At 45.2% G+C, this 23603-nt stretch carries 15 protein-coding genes and 1 tRNA gene; 11 read left to right on the top strand and 5 right to left on the bottom strand.

What is annotated here, in order from left to right; translation table 11 throughout:
• The first annotated feature begins 67 nt into the window (after positions 1-67).
• Together WJM94_RS21940 and WJM94_RS21935 are read left to right on the top strand one after the other, a co-directional pair.
• Positions 68-1227, top strand: a protein-coding gene (locus WJM94_RS21940; RefSeq protein WP_444492974.1) for an IS3 family transposase whose coding sequence is annotated in 2 segments (ribosomal slippage) — positions 68-326 and positions 326-1227 — 1161 coding nt in all. Because the reading frame shifts where the segments join, the coding sequence is not laid out codon by codon here.
• 297 nt (positions 1228-1524) lie between these two features.
• A complete protein-coding gene (locus tag WJM94_RS21935; protein ID WP_444496293.1) occupies positions 1525-1908 on the top strand; it encodes a hypothetical protein in 384 nt (127 codons plus the stop codon).
• A gap of 337 nt (positions 1909-2245) precedes the next feature.
• On the opposite strand, the gene WJM94_RS21930 is transcribed toward WJM94_RS21935, so the two are convergent.
• Both WJM94_RS21930 and WJM94_RS21925 read right to left on the bottom strand, forming a co-directional pair.
• On the bottom strand, positions 2246-4945 hold the full coding sequence (locus WJM94_RS21930; protein WP_444496292.1) for an ATP-binding domain-containing protein: 2700 nt from the start codon (positions 4943-4945) through the stop codon (positions 2246-2248).
• 352 nt (positions 4946-5297) lie between these two features.
• Positions 5298-6452 (bottom strand): DUF4268 domain-containing protein, encoded by a 1155-nt coding sequence (locus WJM94_RS21925; RefSeq protein WP_444496291.1) that lies wholly within the window; start codon positions 6450-6452, stop codon positions 5298-5300.
• Positions 6453-6829: 377 nt separating this feature from the next.
• On the opposite strand from WJM94_RS21925, the gene WJM94_RS21920 reads away from it, so the two are divergent.
• Positions 6830-6906 (top strand) — tRNA-Arg (locus WJM94_RS21920).
• Positions 6907-6961: 55 nt separating this feature from the next.
• On the opposite strand, the gene WJM94_RS21915 is transcribed toward WJM94_RS21920, so the two are convergent.
• The gene (locus WJM94_RS21915) at positions 6962-7753 is read right to left on the bottom strand and encodes a 2,3-dihydro-2,3-dihydroxybenzoate dehydrogenase (protein ID WP_444496290.1); all 792 of its coding nucleotides are present in this window, start codon (positions 7751-7753) and stop codon (positions 6962-6964) included.
• Positions 7754-7854: 101 nt separating this feature from the next.
• Between WJM94_RS21915 and WJM94_RS21910 the strand changes: the two genes are divergently transcribed.
• From WJM94_RS21910 to WJM94_RS21885, 6 genes are all read left to right on the top strand, one after another.
• Positions 7855-8952 (top strand): hypothetical protein, encoded by a 1098-nt coding sequence (locus tag WJM94_RS21910; protein ID WP_444496289.1) that lies wholly within the window; start codon positions 7855-7857, stop codon positions 8950-8952.
• A gap of 254 nt (positions 8953-9206) precedes the next feature.
• On the top strand, positions 9207-10427 hold the full coding sequence (locus WJM94_RS21905) for an isochorismate synthase (protein ID WP_444496288.1): 1221 nt from the start codon (positions 9207-9209) through the stop codon (positions 10425-10427).
• Complete coding sequence (locus tag WJM94_RS21900; protein ID WP_444496287.1) at positions 10427-12043, top strand: (2,3-dihydroxybenzoyl)adenylate synthase; 1617 nt, start codon at positions 10427-10429, stop codon at positions 12041-12043. The genes WJM94_RS21905 and WJM94_RS21900 overlap by 1 nt, the downstream gene beginning before the upstream one ends.
• 63 nt (positions 12044-12106) lie before the next feature.
• Entirely contained in the window at positions 12107-12985 is an 879-nt protein-coding gene (locus WJM94_RS21895) for an isochorismatase family protein (protein ID WP_444496286.1), read from the top strand.
• Between the two features lie 33 nt (positions 12986-13018).
• Positions 13019-16966 (top strand): enterobactin synthase subunit F, encoded by a 3948-nt coding sequence (locus tag WJM94_RS21890; protein ID WP_444496285.1) that lies wholly within the window; start codon positions 13019-13021, stop codon positions 16964-16966.
• Positions 16959-17912: a hypothetical protein gene (locus WJM94_RS21885; protein ID WP_444496284.1), complete on the top strand. Its 954-nt coding sequence runs from the start codon at positions 16959-16961 to the stop codon at positions 17910-17912. Before WJM94_RS21890 ends, WJM94_RS21885 begins: the two co-directional genes overlap by 8 nt.
• Positions 17913-17918: 6 nt before the next feature.
• On the opposite strand, the gene WJM94_RS21880 is transcribed toward WJM94_RS21885, so the two are convergent.
• Positions 17919-18647 carry a 4'-phosphopantetheinyl transferase family protein gene (locus tag WJM94_RS21880; RefSeq protein WP_444496283.1) on the bottom strand — a complete coding sequence of 243 codons (729 nt, stop codon included), beginning with the start codon at positions 18645-18647 and terminating at the stop codon, positions 17919-17921.
• A 116-nt stretch (positions 18648-18763) separates the two neighbouring features.
• Here WJM94_RS21880 and WJM94_RS21875 point away from each other — a divergent pair, with 116 nt between their 5' ends.
• Positions 18764-20725 (top strand): TonB-dependent receptor domain-containing protein, encoded by a 1962-nt coding sequence (locus tag WJM94_RS21875; RefSeq protein WP_444496282.1) that lies wholly within the window; start codon positions 18764-18766, stop codon positions 20723-20725.
• A gap of 70 nt (positions 20726-20795) precedes the next feature.
• On the opposite strand, the gene WJM94_RS21870 is transcribed toward WJM94_RS21875, so the two are convergent.
• Positions 20796-22109 carry a hemolysin family protein gene (locus WJM94_RS21870; RefSeq protein ID WP_444496281.1) on the bottom strand — a complete coding sequence of 438 codons (1314 nt, stop codon included), beginning with the start codon at positions 22107-22109 and terminating at the stop codon, positions 20796-20798.
• Positions 22110-22315: 206 nt separating this feature from the next.
• On the opposite strand from WJM94_RS21870, the gene WJM94_RS21865 reads away from it, so the two are divergent.
• Positions 22316-23542: a DEAD/DEAH box helicase gene (locus tag WJM94_RS21865; RefSeq protein ID WP_444496280.1), complete on the top strand. Its 1227-nt coding sequence runs from the start codon at positions 22316-22318 to the stop codon at positions 23540-23542.
• Positions 23543-23603 lie beyond the last annotated feature (61 nt).

Below are 23603 nucleotides of genomic sequence, written 5' to 3'. Positions count from 1 at the left end.
TGTAGTGGTTTAATGATCCCGGACACCAAATTAGGTGGTAAAGTCTCCACCATAAATGAGGTGTTCCATGACAAAACGACAACGACGTACATTTTCTGCTGAATTCAAAATGGATGCTGCAAGCTTGGTGCTTGACCAAGGATATTCGGTACCTGAAGCAGCACGCTCCATGGATGTTGGTGAAACAGCTTTACGACGTTGGGTCGACCAACTCAAGATTGAGCGTGGTGGTACAACTCCGGCGGCCAAGGCCCTTACGCCTGAACAACAAAAAATCCAGGAATTAGAAGCCAGAATTAGTCGATTAGAAAGAGAGAAAGCCATACTAAAAAAGGCCACCGCTCTCTTAATGTCGGACGAACTCGAACGTTCTCGTTAATTGATCAGTTAAGGGAGCATGAGTCGGTCAAGATGCTTTGCGAACTGTTCAATGTGGCTTCTTCCTGTTACTACGAGTTTAAACAGAGAAAGCCGGACGCTAATCGCATTCGGCTAGCAAGCCGAATTAAAGAGCTCTTCAACATGAGCCGAGGTGCTGCTGGCAGTCGTGCCCTTGTATCCATGTTACGTTCAGAAAACATCGACATCGGGCGATTTAAGGTGCGGAAGATAATGCAAGAAGCCGGTCTGATGAGCAAACAGCCAGGCTCGCATCGATATAAGCAGGCCAAATCAGAGCGGTTGGATATCCCGAATCTGCTGAAGCGTGAATTCTCTGTGGTTGCTCCAAATCGAGTGTGGTGCGGTGACATTACTTATATCTGGTCAGGTTCTAAGTGGAGTTATCTCGCCGTGGTACTTGACCTCTTTAGCCGGCGCGTCGTGGGTTGGTCTCTATCGGATAAGCCTGATGCTAAATTAGCTTCTAAAGCCCTAGATATGGCCTGGGAGCAAAGGGGGCGGCCTCAGAACGTGATGTTCCATTCAGACCAGGGATGCCAGTACAGCAGTCGTAAGTTTCGTCAAAGACTTTGGCGATATCGCATAACCCAAAGCATGAGTCGTCGAGGTAACTGTTGGGACAACGCTCCAATGGAGAGGCTATTTAGAAGCCTAAAAACTGAATGGGTACCAGCAACGGGTTACTTGACCCAAACTCAAGCGAAGAAAGATATCAGCTACTATTTGATGGACTACTATAATCGGCAACGGCCTCATCAAGCCAATGATGGGCTGTCGCCAGTCAATGCCGAAAATCGGCTTAAATCTGTGTCCGGAATTTGTTGACCACTACAAAAAACTGATGCAAGTATTCTAGAGATTGCTGCAAATAAACTGAACGTAGAGGCGAAAGGTTTCACCTATCGATGTAGTGACAATACTGGCGGTGGTGGTGGAACTGGCGGGGCTGGTCAGTTAGCTAAGCTCATCGAGAGTATTCACCCACAGGACGGTCGAATTGTAATTGCTGTTTTTGACAATGATGGTGAGGGAATAAAGGAGTTTGGTTCACTTAGTAAAAATTTCACTAGACATCAGGGTAGTAATGGTATCAAAAAACACAGGAATGGCTATGCATGGGCTGTGTTACTCCCTGAACCAGAACATCGTAAAGGGATTGTAGAACACAAAAATTTATGTATTGAATTTATGTTTAGGGATGAAGTCCTGACTATGCCTTTTGATAATGGAGGGCGACTTGAGATTTCCGAGCCAACAATAAAGCTAGTAGTAGGAAATAAACCTATTAGCCTCTCTGCTCAAGAATTAAACGGGATTCCTAATTTACCATTAGAGCATTGCAAGTCTATTGGTAAAGGAAAAGCTCAGTTTGTGGAAGATGTGGTGAAGAGGTTAGAGGTTAATGATTTTGATGGTTTTCAAAGTTTGTTTGATATTTTTGACATGATTTTAGGTCGTACCCAATCATCAGTTGAAGATGTTGAAGTTGAAGAGCTGCCTATATGAACAGTAAGGCTGGAATATAGTTCACCTTTCCATTTGGCTGATTCATATTGTTCGCATAAAGATACCATAGAGTTAGCAATTTCGATGCCCGGCGACTGGTTTGTAGAAGTATCCCGGCGTAATTGATAGTTAAAACGCCAAACGAACCAGAATTAGCTAGCAAGACATTCCTGTGTCCGTGAGGTGCAAAACAACAATTATTCAATTGGCTAAGCTAAGGCTGATTACTTGATAAAGTGTCCAGCCTTACTAGTGCAAATCAAATTCACTACCTCTTTTGGCTTCGTCTTGGTTAGGAAGTTGTTAGCTAAGTATATTTTCAGCAGATTACCTCTGGTCAGCCAAAAGACTCACCCATCTGAGTTCTTAGGGGTTCAAGCGTCGAAGGCAGCATATTTGAACATGTCATTCCTAAATAGGTTGCGGCTCTAGTTACACCAACATAGAGGTACTTCTCATAAGTTTCTGGATATAGTGTGGCAAGCTCATCGATACCAATAAAGAACACTGCTTCAAATTCTAAACCTTTAATGTGTTCAATTGAGAAAACTCGGACTCCTTTAGTTTCACCTAATGATTTACCGTCTTTACACGCTTCTGCTACTAAGCTGACATCTTCTAAATGTATATTTAGTTCGTTGGCTATAGGTTCGACTAAAGATTCATCTTTGACTAGTACGGCTATTGTTGGAACTACTCTACTACCCAATGAACTAACTTGGTTTACAGCGTTGTTTATTTCAACAATCCTTTCAGAGAGCCAGAGGGTTACATCACTACCTTGAGTTTTTTCTAACAGTACTGGTTCCACACCCACATGGGTACTTTCTTCTGGGATTTTGCCCAGAGAAGACATATCACCATCTGTACTTATCAAGATTGTTTCAGCAAACTTATTTAGCTTTTGACTTTGCCGATATACTGCAGTAATTCTTTGAATGCTAGTATCAGGAACTAGCCAGTTTAACAGCTTTGAAGAATGGATTCCGGATGCTACGATTCTCTGGTTGAAATCACCACAAGCAAAAAAGGATTGTGTATCCGGGTGAGTTAGATATTTCATGCATGATAACTGCAGGATAGAAAAGTCCGTAGCCTCATCTACAAGTATCTGATTCCTCAAGGCACTAGCTCTTTGCTTTAAGTAAGAAAACGCGCTGTCGTTTAGATTTGTAATCACTGAACGATACTGTAATAGCTGATGTATTGATTTAAGAGTTAGCAAAATCACACTATCCAGTTCAATACTAGAAAGGTGTTTAGTGCTTTCAGGGGACTTTTCATAAAACTGCCCTTGTTTAATACTTTCTCTTCTAAATATTTTATAGCTGGTTGATACATCTACAACAAAACGTCTGTGCGCGTTGATGAATCTTCTCAAAGCGTTTAGTTCAGTTACATTTCGGCCTATATCTACAAGCTGTTCTTTTGATGGCTGACGTTCCTCGAGCCACTGTTTGATTGCATACGATCTACTTCTTTTAGATATACTACGTTTAAGGTAGGCTTGACGAGCGATTGCCTTTATTGCTTTTTGGTATTCTTTTGCTGCTGAAGCAGTTGTGTGTTTTATTGGAGTGGATTGTTCAGTTTGCTCTTCATCAAACGCTTCATCATCATCACTTTCGTCGATTTCCTCAAGACTATTAAGAAATTCTGCAAGCTCTCCCAGGAACTGACGATTTTTCTTGTACTGAGTTTTCAGGAGCTCAGTGATGGTTTTATCAATCAGTTTACTCTCTCGTTCTACTATGGACTTTATTTCATCTTCTAACGGAATTAATGAGTTATATACGTCAGTCAAAACTTCTGGTGTGCCTAATTTAACTATAGAAGAGAGCTTTTCTACAATTGCACTAATGGAAGGATTTTGGTTTTCTTGAAGCAGGGAAACCCCGATTGTTAGTTGTTCATATAGCCTTGCTCTATGGTTTAGTTCAAGCTGTTCAAACCAATTTGTCGGCTCTAGGATTATGTCTGGCTCCAAGTATTGATGATTAGATTTAAGGATGAACTTTCCTGAATCGTTACCTGATTGGATTAGTCCGAATATGTTACGGGCGATATCCCTGCTAGTTGAGATCCATGTGCTAATTCTATCTTCAGGAGCTGGTACACCTTCTTTGGCAAAGGCTTCTTTGACGTAGTGCTTCAGAAGATCTGTTGGGGTGAACATTAACCAGCTATCTTTGTGTGATAGCCCACTATAATCATCTTTTGCTAGATGTTGTTCATTGTCATCTAGGTACTCAAAGTCTCGCTTTAAGCCAAGACGTTGGATAAGAGTGGTTGTTTTGCCGGTCCCTGGAGGACCAAGAATAACTCTTTGGCTATTCAACGGTTGTCGATAAATATCATCTTGAAATTTATCAAGTATAGGCTGATCTCTTAGACCCATAGCGGTACGAATTTGGTGAAAGATACCTTGCTTGATATTCTCGGCTATTACATCATCAGTCAATAATGCTTCGAAGTCATCAAGGTTGAAATCATCTTCATGGATAAGCAGGCGTAGAGATTCAATTGTAAAAGTACCGTGTTCCTCATGTCTGTATACAGAGTCTTGAGAATCCCAAATATTATCAGGGTGAATCGGAACTAAGCTAATTGATTCTACAACAATTAGTTCTTGCTCTTTACCCCTATAGCTGAGGAACTTTCCTTCTCCTACAGGCAGAGATGCTAATGAGCCAAGCGGAGATTTTTTACTTGTAAGTGGTTGTTTTGTTGATATACCCGCAATTGATACCCTTGCAATGTATAGAGTATGCTTATCACCGTCTTCATCTTCAAAAATCACTCGTGAGATAGCAGGTTCAACTCTCAACCTCTCTAAAGAGGCACGGTTGCCGTCGTTAATACTACTCAAATTTTGATAGGCGCTACCACTGGTCCACCTATTGTTGTAAGCTAATGCAGCGTCGTTAGATGAAGTTGCACTAGTTGATATGAGCTTTTTATCTGCCTGCTCTGACACAATATCGAAGATGGAAAGAGTTTCGTTAGCCAGTATTTCTAGATATTCATTTTGGTCCATAACCTAAAGATCTCTTTATTGCCATTACTACCAAAAACCGCGAACTAAAATTTACTGCGAAACCTACACGCAAAAGTGATTTTAATTTTTATCTTGACGGTTCTAGTTCTTTATGGGGAATCTTACCTAACACCTTTTTCCACAATGGCACCTTATTTACTGTCTATCAATGTTTAAACTCTTAAAATCATTAGGTTATCAAGGAAAAAGAACAACTACGCATTAAAATGACACTGCGTTTCGTCAAATAAAAGACGTTAATACGGCTCATATACTTTCAATGTGGGTAGAAAACTTTGTAAAACTCCCAAAAGGAACATCATGGATAGAATTCAAAGGGAGAGCATTGGTCTCAATTTCCTAGCAACCTTTCCAACCTTGGTCTAAACGCATTAACTAATCCATTGACCGTTTCTTGGAAAAATAAAGCGGTAGTATCGTCCTGGGTAGGGGGCCAATCTCCCTCTACTGTTTGTGTTCTACGAATACTTCGTTCGTTGTCGTCCCACACAACAGAGAATGGCAGATCTTTCTCGATATCAACTTTTTCATCGAGTAGTGCTATGTACAAATCTTTGCCTTGTGGGGTGTTAGCGAATCGTACAAAACATCCGATACTTCTCTTTGACTCATAAAAATATGTCGTAATCCAAGCAATCGAACCTGATGGTGGGAGAGAAAATCTAATGTTTCCGATAGAGACAGGCTTCGGCATTGGTTGTTCAGGGTCATCCAGTGCCAATGAGTCAAGGAATCTTGTCCAGAAATCAAAATACTGCTGACGCCATGGTTCTATCTCTTTCTCAATGTTGTCATCGACTATGGGACGCTCTGTATAATCGAGGGGCTTCTCTATTACCTGAGTTTGTAGAAGTGTTCTTGGCTGAATCAGATAGAGGTCTTTGTGCTGGTGTTTATAAACGGCAGTTTCAACCATGGCCAGAACGAAGCGCAGATTACCTGCCTCTTGGAGGAACTGAACGATAGCATTAGCATCTCTTTTTATCCCGTCTCCAGCGATGATTAACATAAAGTCGCCACGACTAAGAGAGTGGCTAACTCCATCCACAAATTGAGCCTCATCGACATCCGGAAATCGTTCCGTAACTAGTTTGTAGGGAGAATTACCTATAATTCCTGTTCTTCTACTTACTTCACGTTGCAAGTCAGTAAAACTCCATTGCGCGAGCTCTTTGGCATAATCTAATATTTGTCCGATAACTTTACGTCGGGCTTCTGGATTCCGCCAAAGCTTCGTCTCTACTATCACTAATCGTCCTTGTGGCGTTACATACACGATATCAATTGGTCCTGCGCCTGTGTTCATCTCCATACAAAGAGGGCAGACAGTCTGATAAGCAGGATCAATTTCCCCAAAGGGCAGAGATTGCGGGTTTTCAAATAACCTTTGTTGCAGCCACGACTCGGTAAACCCTCTTTCAAAAGAGATTCGCTCTAGGTGCTCAGTTTGGCCTTCTTCATTAAAAATAAACGGTGTCGAATACATTCCGCACATCCTCCATGATTGCTACCGATGTATCACTATAGGTTCCTACATTTTGTACCCAACTTATAGTCGACTATTAATCAATCATGCTCATAATGGTGTATTGAAAGGTTGTGGTCAATTAACAGGCAGTGTAACTGCTAGCGCTTCAGCAAAAAGCGTTTGAAGTTGATGGTGATTATCTCTAATTCTAGAAGGCAGAGTTGCTACTAGGTTAAAGGGATCTTGTTGGATGATATGGAGAATGAGCACTCGTTTTACGCACTATCAATGTCCAAAAAGTAAAACTATCTGCTTCATTTTTAAGCGTGGATTGGTTGAAAGCTCAGGCACAGTCCTGTACGATTCATCCCGCGTGACTGTGCTCACGGTAGAAAGCGCCCTTAGCTCAGCTGGATAGAGCACGTCCCTTCTAAGGATGTGGTCATTGGTTCGAATCCAATAGGGCGTGCCATTTTTCAAAAGCCCCGATAGCTCGATGAGTTGTCGGGGCTTTGTCGTTTATACGGTTAGAAAGTAGCGCCGCCATCGACTCGTAAATCATGCATGGTAATGTGACCTGATTTGTTGCTGAGTAGAAACTCGATAGCATTAGTAATGTCTTGGGTCTCGGCGATTTTATTTAGCGGGATGCCAAGACGGTGCGATTTCAGATTGCCGCGAATCGTTTCTCTTTCTCCATAAGACTCATTCCACATCTGTTCCTGCATAGGAGTTCTGGTTGAACCCGGACTAACAATATTGCAGCGAATGCCATGTTCCGCCAGTTCTAATCCCAAACACTGCATCCACATGTGGAGTCCGGCTTTGGATGCGCAGTAAGCGGACATGTTACTTCTTGGTGTGTTAGCCGCATTTGAACCTACCGCCACGATTGAACCTTTTTTCCCGTTTTTGACTAGCAGTTTGGCGATTTGTTGAGTCAATAAAAGAGCGCCTTTGAGGTTCACATCTATGGTTGTGTTTAGTGCTTCTAACGACAGGTCAAAAATAGAGCCAAGGTGCAAGGTACCTGCACAACTCGCAACGTATTCAGGGATAAGTTTGTCATTCTCTAATCGTTGGCAGGCAGATTGTATTGCTTGAGTATCAGTCAAATCAAAAGCCAGCAGCGTAATACGTTGTTGCTGCTCTTTAGGAAGAGACTGTGTCAGGTTCATTAATGACTTTTTAGTCACATCACTGGCTATTACATGTGCACCTTGCGCTAATAAACTTTTCGCGCATGCGAGACCAATCCCTTGACCAGCCCCGGTTACCAGGCACAGCTTGTCGCTGAATTCTGAGAGTTTTGCACTCATCTAAACATCCTTTTCGTGATACAGATATCAAATTCTATTTATGCAAATGATAATTATTTTTGTTATCGTTGTCACCTTGTTAACTAGGAATTGGTTAGGTCATGAGTAAATTAGGGCGAAAAATAAAGCTGTGGCTGTTCGGCGTAGGGTTGGTGAGTTTAGCTGGCTGTGAGTATTTTCCTCACTATGCCAAAGTGGATTTACCACAGCAGAAAGTGGCGCAAGTCGTTGAGCAGGCGAAATTTGCAAATGATGCCATTATGCAGGCATTTGCAACGCACAACTTAGTTGCGATAGGAGACTATCACTGGAACGACGCATTTGTTCGATATGCTACTGAGCTGGTATCTAAACCGGAATTCTCTGATCAGGTGAACCACATTGTTGTGGAGTTTGGGAATGCCAAATATCAATCAGTTTTAAATGACTATTTGGCGGGCGGAGATGTGAGTGAAGAACAATTGAACTCTGTCCTCAGAGGTTCTCTTTACTTTATGGCATGGATGCCAGATGAGTACCGCGATTTTTTCAAAGCGATTAAACAGCGTAATGAAGCTCTGCCCGAGAGTAAGAAAATCCGAGTTCATCTAGCGGAAGCCCCTTTTGATTGGAAAGAACTAAAAGACGTTAAGGTCTGGAAACAAGCAGCAACGCATAAAACCGACCATTTCTATCAAGTCGCGGCCGAGCGAATCAAAAACAATGAAAAGGCATTGATGATTTTTGGCGCGTTTCACTTGGTAAATGCACCGAAAGAATATGTAGAGAAAACACAGGAGACAGACTGGCCGCTGGCAACACGTCTAGAGCAAGACTTCCCAGGCAGTACCTATTTGATTTGGCCAATGACCGATCCAGAAGTGGTAAAGACCTTCAACAAAGTGAAAACACCAGCTTTACTGGAAGTGCAACAAGGGCCAATGCAAGGACTTCGCTTGATAGACATACTGCCAAAAGCTCGCTACAAATTAGCCGAAATGGACGATATGGACGCACAAGTTGGAGAGCTGTTTGATGCGTTTCTTTATCTGGGTGAGAGCCAGCGAACAATGGTCTTGCCCCGTGACGTGATATCTGATCGAGAATGGGTTGAAGAGATGCAACGACGCGTCGATATCATCGGTGGAAAAATGCAGAAGAACTTTAATGAGCTTCGTGAACTAAATGAAGAACAGTATGGTTTAGGCAACAAGGGTTAGTGTGAAATAGTTCTTACATAAAATGGCTGAGCGGTGGCTGCTTCAGCCATTTTTTATTTCCTTCTTCTATCTAGAATCTTTACTTCTGAACGCTTTTCTTTGCTCACTGAAATGGAACAAAGCTCTAACTTTAAAATAATACGAATGATAATAGTTATTAAAATCATTTGATAAAATGTAACAGTGTGTGTACTCTTATTTTTCAATTGAGAGGAGTTCTCATTTGTAATTCCATGTTAAATACAGTTTGAGAGATGATTATGCTTCGTAACTCAATGGGGAGCAGCACTATGCTCACAGAGTTTCTCAACGCACATACGGATGACGCTTCGTTTTTCTTCAGCTCACCCACTGTGACGTTACTTACACAAGGCATTGCTGCAGAATTTTCCCAACAAGTCAGGTTTTCAGAATTAGACACTTGTATCAGCCAATTACTTGAATCGGTTAAGGAAGATGAAAACGATAATCCTATAGCCGTTGGTGTTATTCCGTTTTCTGAGCACAACCCAGTGCATTTCATAGTGCCTGAACGTCTGTGTACAACATCACCGATTCGACCGGATAAAGTGGTTGATGTGGATGGTTCTAATCAGTGTTATCCAACTTATATTCAGCCCATTCCAGTGCCTGACGAATACATGCATAGTGTTGAGCAGGCAGCGAGTTCTTGTTCCCGAAAGGATGTGGACCTGGAAAAGGTTGTCCTTTCACGGACGATGCAAGTCGACACGGAGCAAGAAATAGACAGAGCGCGATTCCTTAAAACGCTGCTAAAGCAAAACCCGGGTGGTTATACATTCTCAACCCGATTAGGTGGAGAAAGTAGTGACACGTATTTGATGGGGTCTAGCCCTGAGCTGCTGGTCTCCCGTAAAGGGCCTCACGTGTGCTCAAACCCATTAGCAGGATCGCGCAGGCGTAGTGACAACGAGACGATGAATCAGCAACAAGGTGAGCTGATGATGGAGAGCAGTAAAGACCTTCATGAACATGCGGTTGTTGTAGATGCAGTGGAAAAAGCACTGCAGCCATGGTGTCACAATCTTTATGTGCCAATGGTGCCATCCGTGATCGAAACGAAGGCCATGCTGCACCTTTCAACCCGAATTGAAGGAACGATTTCTGATTCCACCACCAGTGTTCTCAAGCTTGCCAGTGCGCTTCACCCAACGCCTGCGGTATGTGGCTATCCCACGGATCAGGCTTACGACTTCATCGGTAAAGTGGAACCTTTTGATCGTGGTTACTTTACTGGCTTAGTCGGTTGGGTAGATGCTCGTGGCAACGGAGAGTGGGTTGTTGTGATTCGCTGTGCAGAAGTAGAAAAACAACGCCTACGAGTGTACGCCGGAGCCGGAATCGTCAGTGGTTCTGATCCGCAAAGTGAATTAGAAGAAACGGGCAACAAAATGCGCACCGTGCTGAATGCTCTTGGGATTGAGATTCAGGAAAATATGGAGGTGGTCGTGTGATGCTTCCTAAAATGAAACCGTCTGGCTTTACACCTTGGCCAGAGGAAGTAGCCCGCCAGTACCAAGAAGCTGGCTATTGGATACAGCAAACCATTCCGGAGATGCTCGAAACCAGTACCAAGAAGTACCCAGAGCAGATTGCGCTTGTGTCCGGCAACCAACAATGGACTTACCGAGTCTTGTCCGAACAAGTTGATAGCTTAGCTGCTGGCTTCCAACAAAAATTGAAATTACAGGCTGGCGATAAAGCAGTACTGCACCTGCCTAATATCGGAGCGTTTTACCTGAGTTTCTTTGCGTTGCTGAAAATTGGTGTTCAGCCAGTTTTGGCATTGCCCGCACACCGAGAATACGAGATTCGATACTTTTGTCATTTTACCGGAGCAAAAGCGTTGATCACTGCGCCGCAAATGGGGGTTGATACTGCAGAGATCGCACAGAAAATCGCAGATGAAGTACGCACTCTTGAAACGATTGTCTGGGCGGGTGACGAGAGCTTAAAACCAAAGGATAGTGTTGATCTGGACTCGCTTTTCTTATCGAACTCAGCATGCGAGCCGAAAACTGAGCAAGACTTTGCTTTCTTCCAGTTATCCGGTGGCACAACGGGTACGCCAAAGTTGATTCCACGTACTCATATGGACTACCTCTACAGTGTTCGAGCCAGTAATGAGGTGTGTCAGTTTTCACCTCAAACACGTTACTTGTGTGTCTTGCCTGCTGCGCACAACTTTCCATTGAGCTCTCCGGGGGCTTTAGGGTGTTTTATGTCTGGTGGAACGGTGGTGCTTTCACCTGATCCGAGTCCACAGACTGCATTCCACTTGATTGAAAAGCATCATATTACCGTCGCTGCACTGGTGCCGCCGCTGGCGTTGCTGTGGCTTGATGAAGCACCTCGAACCCAGTACGACATTAGCTCATTGCAAGTGCTTCAGGTTGGAGGTGCTCGATTTAGTGAAGCCGCGGCAAAACGAGTCAAACCGACACTAAATTGCACGTTGCAGCAAGTGTTTGGTATGGCGGAAGGGCTGGTGAACTACACAAGGTTGGATGATCCAGAATCGGTGATCATAGCCACGCAAGGCCGCCCGATGTCACCGGCTGATGAGATCTTGGTCGTGAACGACATGGGCGAACCTGTGCCTCAGGGTACGGCTGGCATGTTGTGCGCTCGGGGCCCGTATACCATTCGCGGATACTACAATGCTCCGGAGCACAATCTGCGTTCCTTTATCGCAGGGGGTTATTACCGAACCGGTGATGTGGTGGTGTTAACCAAAGAAGGCAACTTACAAGTGGTCGGTCGCGATAAAGAACAGATCAACCGTGGCGGAGAGAAGATAGCAGCGCAAGAGGTAGAGAATCATCTTCTGGCTCATGAAGCCGTGCATGATGCTGCTGTGATTGCGATACCGGATGACTATCTGGGAGAGCGCATTTGCGCCGCCTTGGTTTGCCTTGAACTGAAGCCGACAGCGATTGAAATAAAACGCTTCTTGAGAAGCCGAGGCCTGGCCGATTTTAAGATCCCAGACCGTGTGATTTTCGTTGATGTGCTGCCGAAAACCCCTGTCGGAAAGATTAACAAAAACAAACTCCTCGAGTTGGTTTAACCCACTAAATCAAATCTGATTTTTATCTACAAATTTTATAACGTATTTTAGGAGAAATGCCTCATGGCAATTCCAGCGATTGCGGGTTACCCGCTATCTAAAGCGATCCCTCAAAACCGCGTATCCTGGTCGGTAGATCCAGAGCGTGCAGTGTTGCTGATCCACGACATGCAACAGTATTTTCTTAACTTTTATGACCTCGACAGTGAACTGATTCAAACGCTGACGCAGAACATCCAACAGATAAAACAAGCTTGCATTGAAGCGGGTATTCCTGTTGTGTACACCGCACAGCCAGGCGATCAGCGTCAGGAAGATCGCGCTCTGTTGACGGACTTCTGGGGACCGGGTCTAAAAGCTGATGACACCATCACAAAAATTCTGCCTGCTCTTGCGCCAACAGAACAAGACATCGTTTATACCAAATGGCGCTACAGTGCATTCCAACGCACGCCACTTAAATCCATGATGGATGAAACCGGACGTGACCAACTGATTATCGTAGGTGTTTACGCGCACATTGGTTGTTTGCAGACCGCTGCCGAAGCGTTCATGACCGATATTCAAGCGTTTATGGTTTCTGATGCCGTGGCTGACTTCTCCGAGAGTGACCATGACATGGCGCTCAATTATGTTGCGGGAAGATGTGGTTATGTCTTGGATAAGCAACAGCTACTGTGCCAAGTTAGTGAAATGCCAAGTACACACGTGATTCCTCAATCTGAGCAAGAGTTCGCTCAGCAACTGGCGGCTTTGCTCGACGTCTCTGCCGAAGAAATCGAACCGGAAGATAGCTTGCTGGATTTTGGCCTTGATTCGGTTCGAATTATGTCTCTGGTCGGTGACTGGCAGCAAGCGGGGCTTGATGTGAGCTTTATGGAACTTGCTGCTAAGCCTTGTTTGGCGCACTGGTGGCAATTGATTGAGAAGAAGTGCGCATAGCACCCGGCAAGGACTAGTAGCAAAGGAACGGATATGTACGATTTACCTTATACGGCGGAGCAACTGCTTCCGCTTACAGATGCGCAGGCAGGGATTTGGTTTGCTCAACTTCGGGATCCAGAAAACCCAATTTACAAAACCGGTGAATATCTGCTTATTGATGGCGAGGTAGACGAGCCTTGTTTTGTCGAAGCGGTCAAAAGTGCGCTTGATGAAGTCGACTCATTGCACACTAAGTTTGTCACAACCACCGAAGGACCACGCATGGTAATTGAGCGACAAGGCTGGCAAGTGGATCGCTTAGACTTCTCTTCTGAGTCAGATCCCCTGAATGCCGCCATTGACTGGATGAAAGTGCAGCTTAAAGAACCGGTTAATTTAGAGCAGGGGCCATTGTTTGCTATGGCTTTGCTTAAGCTTGCAGAAGACAAATTTGCCTGGTTCCTGTCACTGCACCATATCGCAATCGATGGTTACAGCATGTCACTGCTCATTTCTCGAGTGGCGTATATTTACAGCCAGCTTATTAAAGGCGAACCGTTTGATAAGGTTGAGTTTGTTGATCAACAAGCGATGCTTACAGAAGACAACAACTACAAAGCCTCAGAGAAATATCAAAACGATCGTGCCTTTTACTTACAGCGCTATGCAGACCACTCAGACACGGTCAACTTAGCAGGTCAGCCAACGGTCACTTCCGATCACTTTCTGCGCCTCAAGGGTGTGATGCCAGTCAGCGATTTTCAGCAAATGGAATTATTGGCGAAGCAGTGCCGTACTCACTGGTACAGCGTGCTGATCGCTTCTATTGCCGCTTATGTTCATCGCATGACGCGCTCTAAAGAAGTGGTGCTTGGCGTGCCACTTATGGGACGTCTTGGTTCAGTGGCGATCCAAACGCCAGCCATGCGGGTGAATATTCTGCCGGTACGAGTCAGTTTTGATGATGGTCTGGATATTAAAACGCTGGTCAGACAGGTGAACCAAGAGTTCTCTTCTGTGCGTCGTCACCAGGGTTATCGCTATGAAGAGTTACATCGTGAACTTAACCTGGTCAAAGACAAGCGTAACCTGTTTGGCCCGCTGGTGAACATCATGCCGTTTGAGTATGAGCACAAATTTGGTGAGCTAAACTCAAAGGCACATAACCTTTCATCTGGTCCAGTGGACGATATCTCACTTTACTGTTATGAGATTGGCGGAGAGTTGCATGTCGACATGGATGCCAACCCAGAGCTGTATTCAGAGCGTGATATTCAAGAGCATCAGCAGCGCTTATTCCATTTTATGAGCGACTTTTTTGCTGCAGCTCGTGAGCAGGGTGCCAGCCAGTGCAAGGTCAGTGATGTCAGCATTTTGCTTTCAGGTGAACGAGAAAAAGTGCTCAATATCTGGAATGATACCGATCATCCGGTGCCGGAAACCACCCTGTCAGCCTTACTGGCGAGACAACGTATCTTGACGCCAAATGCTACAGCACTGATTTTTGAAGACCAAAAACTCACCTATGAGCAGTTAGGCCGAAAGGTCTACTCTTTGATGAACTGGTTGTTCGCGCAGGATGTTGAAACGGGAGACCGCATTGCAGTTTGCGTACCGAGAAGTGAAGAGTTAATCGTTGTACAACAAGCGATTCTTGCTGCCGGTGCGGTTTATGTTCCGATTGATCCAGACTACCCGGAAGGCCGCATTCATTACATGTTGGAATCTTCTGCACCTAAGTTTGTGTTCTCGACTTCGGCATTACAGTCCAAGTTACCGCAAGAGGTAGAGATAAAGCTTGTTGATGATGAGACGCTACCAACTATCTATAAGACTGTTGAGCCGTTGCCACCACAAGTCCAGCCTGAGCCACATGCGCCAGCTTATATGATTTACACATCAGGCTCGACTGGCAAGCCCAAAGGCGTGGTGGTGAGTCATGATGCGATAGTGAACCGATTGCTATGGATGCACGACCAATACCCGATTGATGCTAATGACCGCGTTCTGCAAAAAACACCAGCTGGTTTTGACGTGTCAGTGTGGGAGTTCTTCTGGCCAATGATTGTCGGTTCTTGTTTAGTGGTGGCGAAACCAGACGGACACAAAGACCCTGTTTATCTACAGGAACTCATTCATAGTCAAAAGATCACCACATTGCATTTCGTTCCGTCAATGCTACAGATTTTTGTTCAACAAGCAGATGCCCAGTTATGCCAAAGTTTGCGTCAGGTATTTTGTAGTGGGGAAGCGTTGCCAATTGAGTTGGTGAATCAATATTACCAATCCTTTAGTGCGCCGTTGCACAACTTATATGGTCCAACCGAAGCAGCAGTTGATGTGACATACTGGCCAAGTGAAGCCAATACTCAAGGCCGCTCAACGCCAATTGGTCGCCCGGTGTGGAATACGCAAATCTACATCTTGGATGATGCGCTTAATCCGGTTCCTCCGGGCGTCGTCGGTCATCTTTATATTGCAGGTCGTCAGATTGCTCTTGGGTATCATGGCCAGCCTGAACTGACGGCAGAACGATTTATTGATAATCCATTTGGCCCCAAAGGTAGCCGAATGTATTTATCGGGCGATCTGGCTCGTTGGCGTGATGATGGCGCAATTGAGTATTGTGGACGCAGTGACTTTCAGGTCAAGATCCGTGGCTTCCGTATAGAGCTGGAAGAGATCGAAAATGCCTTAACCAGCCATCCAGATGTTGCACAAGTTGCGGTATTGGCGCAGGAATACAGCGATGGTGATAAACGTCTTGTGGCTTACGTGATTGCAGAAGAAGCTGAGCAATCTATAGATGTAACTAAGCTGCAGAAATATCTCGCTGATCCACTGCCGGAATACATGATACCGAGCTATTTTGTTGAGATAGATGCGTTTCCTCTGACGCCAAACGGCAAGCTCGACCGTAATGCTCTGCCAAAACCCGATTTGTCTGGTCAGGTTGGCACAAAAGGGCCGAGTAACTTAGTTGAAGAGCGTTTATGTAAGTTGTTCTGTCAGTTACTTGAGCTGCCTGCGGTAGGCGTTGAAGACAACTTCTTTGAGCTTGGCGGACACTCTTTGCTCGCGGCGCAGCTTATTGCACATGTGAAAGAGATCATGGGAATTGAACTTTCACTGGCTGCTGTGTTTGAATCTCCGACCGTTGCCGGAATTGCAGCCAAACTGAATGGCAGTGAAAGTGACGAAGCACTTGATATGCTATTGCCACTGCGTAAGCGAGAGGGCAAGGCGGCGATATTCTCTGTTCACCCTGCTGGTGGTTTAAGCTGGTGTTATGCTGCGTTAACACCAATTATTCCATCTAATATCCCTTTATACGGTGTGCAGGCACGCAACCTTGGCGACCCTTCTGTACCTTTGCCGAAAAATATGATGGAAATGGCAGAAGACTACGTTGCCGCGATTCGCGAAGAACAACCTTTTGGGCCATACCACCTGCTTGGCTGGTCTATTGGTGGCATGATTGCGCACTTGATGGCGGGTATCCTGCAGCAGCAGGGACAGGAAGTAGGTTTGCTTACTTTGCTTGATTCCTACCCTACAGAACAGTGGCAAACCATGAATCCACCGGGCGAGGAGCAGGCTCTGGGCGCATTAATTCGTATGGCCGGTGTTGAGTTTGATGAATCAGCGCACACCAGCATTACCAAGCCAGAAGTTATCGACATCCTACAAGATGCGGGATCATCAATGGCTCACCTGAGTTCTGAGACCATATCCGCGATGATCGAAGTGGTGATCAACAACAACCATCGCGTTCGCGATAAAGTCGATTATCGTTATCAGGGCGATATGCTGTTCTTCAATGCTGAAAAACCGCCAGAAGAGTCGTTCTTAGATCGCAACGGATGGTTTAATTATATGGATGGTGAGATTAATGTCGTGGACGTTAATTGTATCCACCGAGATATGATGCGACCTGACATGTTGCGCCTGATTGGAACCCGTATGGTGGAAGAGTTGAAGGCGAAATTCGATGTTTGATTCTGGTAACTCATTTGCACCAGAGCATAAGTGGGAGGGGAGTATCTCCCCTCTGACTTTCTTTAAGGACAAACTGAAGTCTGGCGCTGTTTTGGCCATTGGTGAAGCGCACTGGTATGCGGATCTTTTTCAGCAAATGACGCAGGTATTGCTCGCTCCGGAACTGGATGGTGTGTTTACTCATCTGTTTGTTGAGTTCGGCAATGCCAAGCATCAGGCGTTGTTAAGCGATTATTTGGGAGGAAAGGACATTTCTGAGGATGAACTGGCGGCTGTTTGGCTCGATTCCATCGCTTTCCCTGCATGGATGCATCCTTGTTATGGTGAGTTTTTCCAACGATTGAAACAGGCAAATACATCTCGTAAGACGCCTATCGAAGTCGTACTGACTGAGCCGTCGTTTAATTGGCATGAGATGAATCATCCCTCTCAGCTTGCCCAGCTTAATGCCGAGCGCGATCAGGCTCTGGTCGAAGGCATAGGCAGGGTAAAGAACAGTTGTGCGCAAGGTGTGGTTGCGTTGATAGGCGCGAGACACATTCTCAAACGCTCTCCAGCTTTTGGTTTGATACGCCATAAGCCTTTTGGGGAGTTGGCTGCGCAGCGATTTGGTGAGAGCTACGTTTCGGTCTGGCCACATATGTTGTCGACGACGCTTGAGCAGGGCAATACCGAATATGGCATTTATTCCACCCAACAGCCGGTGTTTAGCAAGATGTTCTTCGCGGATTTGGTTCCTAACAAACCCACGGTGAACCCTTACGCAGAAATATCGGTTGCTCAGTTGGTCGATGCCTACTGGTATTTAGGCCCACAGACCCGACAGTTGGATGCGGCTGGCGTTGAAGTTCCACCGATGTGGAAAGTACGCCTTAAGCAAAGGTTACCTTTTGTCAATGAGTGTCAGAGAACCGTGATTAAAAAGGTCACCGGATACTCAGACTAACTCTCTTTATGAAGTAAACAAGCACAGCGAGAAAACGGTTTGTTCAGTAAAACAGTAGTGACCATGAAACGTTAGGCTTGGCAGTTTGGATTGGAGGGCGCTTCGGTTATCTCCAATCAACTCCAACTGAAACTGTCCGCTGTTTGCTGTTTCTGGGTGTAACGTAATTTCGACATCAAGAAAGTCAAAATACACCTTTACGAATGGGAACAGACACTTAAATACACTCTCTTTGATACTGAATATCAGAATGTTGGGTATTGAGTCTGAGTCTTTTAATCGGGCCTGTTCAGTGTGGGTGTAAACTGCCGGCAACAGGTGACTGTCGAGATTTTGATTGTTCTCAATATCAATACCGATACTCGGTACTTCATTTTTAAGTGCGCAGGCAGCCAAACAAAGTGTGTTGGTGTGGCTGATGCTACCGCTAATCTGATCTGGGAAAACAGGCTCTCTCGATGCGCCGACCAAAATCGGTGTGCGATCCACAAAGATATTGTCTGGCATCTGTTTTTTGATGGCGGCGCGTGCAGCGTGGCGCCCGGCTCTGAATTCTCTTTGGCGCTGCTTTACCGCTTTTTGTATGTGTTTCTCTTCCAAAGGTAAGCCTATTCTGGCGTACATCTCAGGAGTGGCTTTCATAAACTGAATCGTTGGCTCGAGCACTCCTAAGTGGTAGTACGAAGGTTCAAGAATCTTATCTAACCTAATGTTTTTCAAACTCTTGTAATTCAAAACACCCTCCCATTTAAATCTAAACGATAATGCAATTGATAATTATTGCTATTTATACAGTTATTCATTAAAGTTGGCGAGACTAATTCATACAACAATAGATATAAGGATATGCAGTGAATACTTTAGTGAAGAAACCCACGTTTATGCCTTCCATGTTGGCCGCAGCCGTAGTGACTGTTTTTAGCGGTCACGCTTATGCGGAGCAGCAGAATGAAAAACCAGAAATGGAACGTGTGGTAGTCACCGCGTCATTAACTCAACATTCTGAGCTTACCGCTCCTGCATCAGTTTCGGTTATTACTGCGGATGACATCGCAAAGATGCCAGTCAAAGACATCTCAGAAGCCGTTCGCAGCGCAACGGGTGTCAGTGTTCTCAGCAGTGCGGCTTATGGGCGAAATACTATTCGTATTCGTGGCCTGGAATCTAAACATACGTTGATTTTGATTAATGGCCGTCGCATCAATTCTCAGGACGCGTTGATCCGTGGTAATGACTTCGACCTGTCAACCATACCGCTTACCGCGATTGAGCGTATCGAAGTGGTTCGCGGCCCGGTTTCTTCTTTGTATGGTTCAGAAGCAATGGGTGGTGTGGTGAACGTGATTCTAAAAGCCCCAACGGAAGAGATGTCTGGCTCGCTGGGTCTTGAATACGAAAGCTTGCTAGAAGGCGATGGCGGTGACGGTTGGAAAGGTCATGCGTATGCCAGCGGCGAAATAACGCCTGACCTTGCTGGTAGCATCATTGTTGAAAGCTCGACTCGTGATCCGTGGCGCACAGACGCGACACCGGATTACGATGCTCTTGAGCAAAAAGATACGACAAACGTGTTTGGTGAAATGTCCTGGCAGCTAACGGACGAGCAAAAGCTGATTGCTGATGTGACATACACCAAAGATGAGAGGAAAGCGGAGTGGGTTCACGTTCGCTCTGGTGATCAGACAAATACTCAAGACTCAACACGCTGGAATTACGGTTTAACTCACGAAGGTTCTTGGTCTGGGTTTGACTCTCAAGCGCGTCTCTACGGCGAAACGATGGATCTGAATGACGGAAGCACGGCTTATACCAATGGCACCGCAGATGTTGAGTTGCAGAATAATTACGCCGACTTCAAGTTGTCTGGCTTATGGCGCGACAGTCACGAGTGGGTATTCGGAGGGGAATTCCGCACGTCAGAACTGAACAACAGTCGTGATATTCCGTCGGGCGATATCGATTATCATCAAGGTGCGGTGTTCGTGCAGGGTGAGTTTGATTTAGACAAACTAGCGCTGACCTTAGGTGGACGAGAAGACTTCCATGAAGTGTATGGCAGTCACTTTAGTCCGCGTGCTTATGCGGTTTACAGCTTCACCGATGAATTTGTCGCAAAAGCAGGTGGTGGCGGTGGCTTTAGAGCGCCGGGTATGATGGAGAGCAGTGACCAAGTTCGTGTGATCAGTTGTGGTAACCGTTGTTGGTTAACGGGTAATGATGATTTGAAGCCTGAGGAATCAGAAAGCTACGAAGCAGGCTTGGCTTACGAAACAGATTCGATGGGGCTGGGACTGACATACTACTACTCTAAGCTGAAAAATAAAATTGAGCGTGATACCAGTACCGCGGTGGGTATGGATGGCACGATGCCAATCATCACTTACCAAAATATTGGAAGAGCAGAAATTAAAGGGATTGAGCTGGAAGCTTGGTACGACATTACTGACACCATTAACTTATCAGCAAATTATACATACACCGATGCTGAGGATAAGAGTTCAGGTGAAAAACTAACTGGCACGCCTGAACACTTGGCAAACTTGGATGTGAACTGGCAAATTCTCGATGCACTAACAACTTTTGCTCGTGTTAACTACATCGGTGAGCAGGTGATCACGAACCTAAGCAGCGAAGATAAAACCGTAGATGGTTACACATTGGTTGGTCTTGGTGTGTCTTACGACTTCCAGCAAGTGAACTTGAAAGCGGGTCTGAACAACATCTTTGACGTTGAGTTGGATGATGAAGATGACTACTACGGATATTCGGAGAAAGGGCGCAGCGCGTACGTAAGTGCAACCTACCTGTTCTAACGTAATACTTTTTCCTGCGAGTAAAACCAGCCTCTTTTTCGAGGCTGGTTTTTTTTATGGTGATAGCGGTTTATGGTTCAGAGTCTTCAGATACTTTGACCGATTCTTTCTGGGACGCTTTAACCTGCATGATGCGGTTGCTCTTCACTAGCAGAACTTCAAAACGCCAGTTCTGATACTCGATGATCTCTCCTTGATCAGGCACGCGGTCAATAAACCAAGTGAGGAAGCCATTTAACGTTTGAAAGCCTTCATTCTCTTCCCCTTCAATATTCGTAAGTTCGAGTTTGTACTTGAGCTCATTTAAGGGGATTAAGGCATCCATCAGCCAACTGCCATCTTTTTGTTGTTTCGCCCAAAGATGTTGTGGCTCCATTCCGAGCTCTCCGGCGATGGATTTGAGTAAATCGTAAAACGTAACTAAGCCTTGAATGTCACCATATTCATCAACAATGAACGCCATTTCGGTACTGGTTTGCTGCATGTAGTTCAGTAGAGGAAGACCTTTCATCGACTCGGGTACAAAACGTGGCCGTTTTAGCTGCTTGGTGAGACGGTCAATCGATAGCTTGTCATATTCATCCAGCAATACCTTTGAAGAAACGGTACCAATAATATTATCCAGATTTCCATTACATACCGGCCATACGGAGTGTTGGGTTTGACGAAGGTTATCGAGAATCGCACCAATGGGTAATAAGGCATCGAGATATTGAATGTCTGAGCGCGGCGTCATCAGTGATAAAACTGGGCGATCGTTGAGGTGGAGAAGATTACGGATCATCAACTGTTCCTGAGGCTCAATTGCACCGGACTCCGAGCCTTCACTGACCACCGCAACAATATCTTCTTCCGTCACCACTTCACTCTTGCTCTCACTTTGCCCCAATACCTTTAGCAAAGTATCGGTAGTAAAGGTCAAAAGAACGACAAATGGCCGGGTTAACGAGGCTAACCAGTGAATAGGATAAGCCACATTGATAGCAATGATTTCCGCGTTGTTCTGAGCAATACGTTTTGGTACCAATTCTCCTACCACGATCGCGAAGTAAGTGATCAGCAATACAACGCTAAAAGTAGAGACAACGCTGGCGATCTCTTTCTCTACCCCTTGGCTGACTAACCAGTGACCAAATGGAACGGAAAGCGTGGCTTCACCAAAGATACCGCTTAGCAGACCAATCACAGTTATGCCGATTTGAATCGTTGATAAAAACTGTGTCGGATTATTTTTCAGCTCTAGTGCGAGTGCAGCACGTTTACTCTCTTCAGCCATCATTTTCAGACGGCTAGTTTTAGCGGCAACCAGAGCTATCTCCGACATCGCGAAGACGCCGTTGAGAATGATTAAACCGATTAGTCCTACCAGCAATAAAATATTCATGAAGCCGTCCAGTCATACACACGTTTGCAGCATAGCGATATTCCTTCTTCGTAAATGTGAGTCAGCGAATAAATCACTATGTGCTGCTAAGCTAATGTTTTATTTACAGGATAGGCTGTTAGGTGTTGCTGTGCTGATTAATCATTCTGTTACCTAACTAAGTTTCTGATACACTACGCGGCCATTTCCTCTTTTGAGACGTTTCTATGCCATTTTCTAAGCTTGGTTTAAGCGCACCAATCACTGACGCAGTGACGGCGCTAGGTTATGAAAAACCGACTTCTATTCAGCAAAAAGCCATTCCGATTGTTCTGCGCGGGAGTAATTTGATCGCAGCTGCACAAACGGGCACGGGTAAAACCGCCAGCTTTGTACTGCCAATCTTAGAAAAGCTTAGCCAGGGTGAAACTCAACGTAAAAAGCGTGCACGAGCCATCATCCTTACGCCAACGCGTGAACTGGCGCTGCAGGTGCACCAGAGTATTGAAGCGTATGGTAAGAATCTGCCACTACGCTCAATGGCAATATATGGTGGTGTCGATTACGCGCCGCAAAAGCAAGCGCTGATCGAAGGGGTAGATATCGTAGTCAGTACTCCAGGTCGTCTGATTGACCTATATGGTCAACGTGCTATCCATTTTGATGAAGTGGAAATGCTTGTGTTGGATGAAGCAGACAAGATGTTGGACATGGGCTTCATTGATGCAATAGAAAAAATAGTCGACTGTATGCCTGAGAACGTTCAGAGTCTGCTTTTCTCCGCGACCTTATCGAATCCAGTACGTGACCTTGCCAAGAATGCGATTGTCGATCCGGAAGAGATCACCATAGCAAAACACAGTGCCTCTAAGTCAAACATTAAGCAGTGGATTACTACGGTAGATAAAGACATGAAATCGTCTTTGCTCAGCCACATGCTAAAAGAGAACAACTGGTCACAAGTTCTGATTTTTATAGAAACCAAACATGGTGCGGCGAAGTTAGTCAGTCAGTTGGAGAAGCGTGACATTGTTGCAGAAGCGTTCCACAGCGGGCGTAACCAGCGTGTACGTCAGGAACTGATAGAGCAGTTCAAAGCGGGTGAAATTCAGTATTTGGTTGCGACCGGCGTTGCAGCACGTGGTATCGATATCGACAACCTACCAGTGGTGATTAACTACGATCTACCGTTTCCGGCAGATGAATATGTACACCGAATTGGACGTACGGGTCGTGCGGGTGCGCAAGGTGAAGCGATTTCATTGGTATCGAAGGACGATTTCAAAAACTTGTGTATGATTGAAAGCCGTCTTGGTCATCTGCTTGAGCGTGTGGAAATTGAAGGATTCGCACCGAGAAAGCCAGTGCCGATTTCAATTCTTAATTACGTGCCGAAAAATAAACGTAAGCCAAAAGATCAGAGCCCTCGACGTGATAACACGTCAGAAGACTAACTCAAAGTAGATCAAATCTCATTCTTAAGAAGCCGCATTTCGATGCGGCTTCTTTGTATTC

It is taken from the genome of Vibrio sp. YIC-376, assembly GCF_052353105.1.
GTDB lineage: Bacteria > Pseudomonadota > Gammaproteobacteria > Enterobacterales > Vibrionaceae > Vibrio.
Note: the sequence above shows the minus strand (reverse complement) of the source record. Positions and strands in the feature narration are given on the sequence as shown.

Coding starts and splice junctions, on each gene's coding strand:
- WJM94_RS21925 (WP_444496291.1), bottom strand. CDS start 6,452: ATGTATTCGACACCGTTTATTTTTAATGAAGAAGGCCAAACTGAGCAC.
- WJM94_RS21915 (WP_444496290.1), bottom strand. CDS start 7,753: ATGAGTGCAAAACTCTCAGAATTCAGCGACAAGCTGTGCCTGGTAACC.
- WJM94_RS21910 (WP_444496289.1), top strand. CDS start 7,855: ATGAGTAAATTAGGGCGAAAAATAAAGCTGTGGCTGTTCGGCGTAGGG.
- WJM94_RS21885 (WP_444496284.1), top strand. CDS start 16,959: ATGTTTGATTCTGGTAACTCATTTGCACCAGAGCATAAGTGGGAGGGG.
- WJM94_RS21905 (WP_444496288.1), top strand. CDS start 9,207: ATGATTATGCTTCGTAACTCAATGGGGAGCAGCACTATGCTCACAGAG.
- WJM94_RS21865 (WP_444496280.1), top strand. CDS start 22,316: ATGCCATTTTCTAAGCTTGGTTTAAGCGCACCAATCACTGACGCAGTG.
- WJM94_RS21870 (WP_444496281.1), bottom strand. CDS start 22,109: ATGAATATTTTATTGCTGGTAGGACTAATCGGTTTAATCATTCTCAAC.
- WJM94_RS21890 (WP_444496285.1), top strand. CDS start 13,019: ATGTACGATTTACCTTATACGGCGGAGCAACTGCTTCCGCTTACAGAT.
- WJM94_RS21895 (WP_444496286.1), top strand. CDS start 12,107: ATGGCAATTCCAGCGATTGCGGGTTACCCGCTATCTAAAGCGATCCCT.
- WJM94_RS21900 (WP_444496287.1), top strand. CDS start 10,427: ATGCTTCCTAAAATGAAACCGTCTGGCTTTACACCTTGGCCAGAGGAA.
- WJM94_RS21930 (WP_444496292.1), bottom strand. CDS start 4,945: ATGGACCAAAATGAATATCTAGAAATACTGGCTAACGAAACTCTTTCC.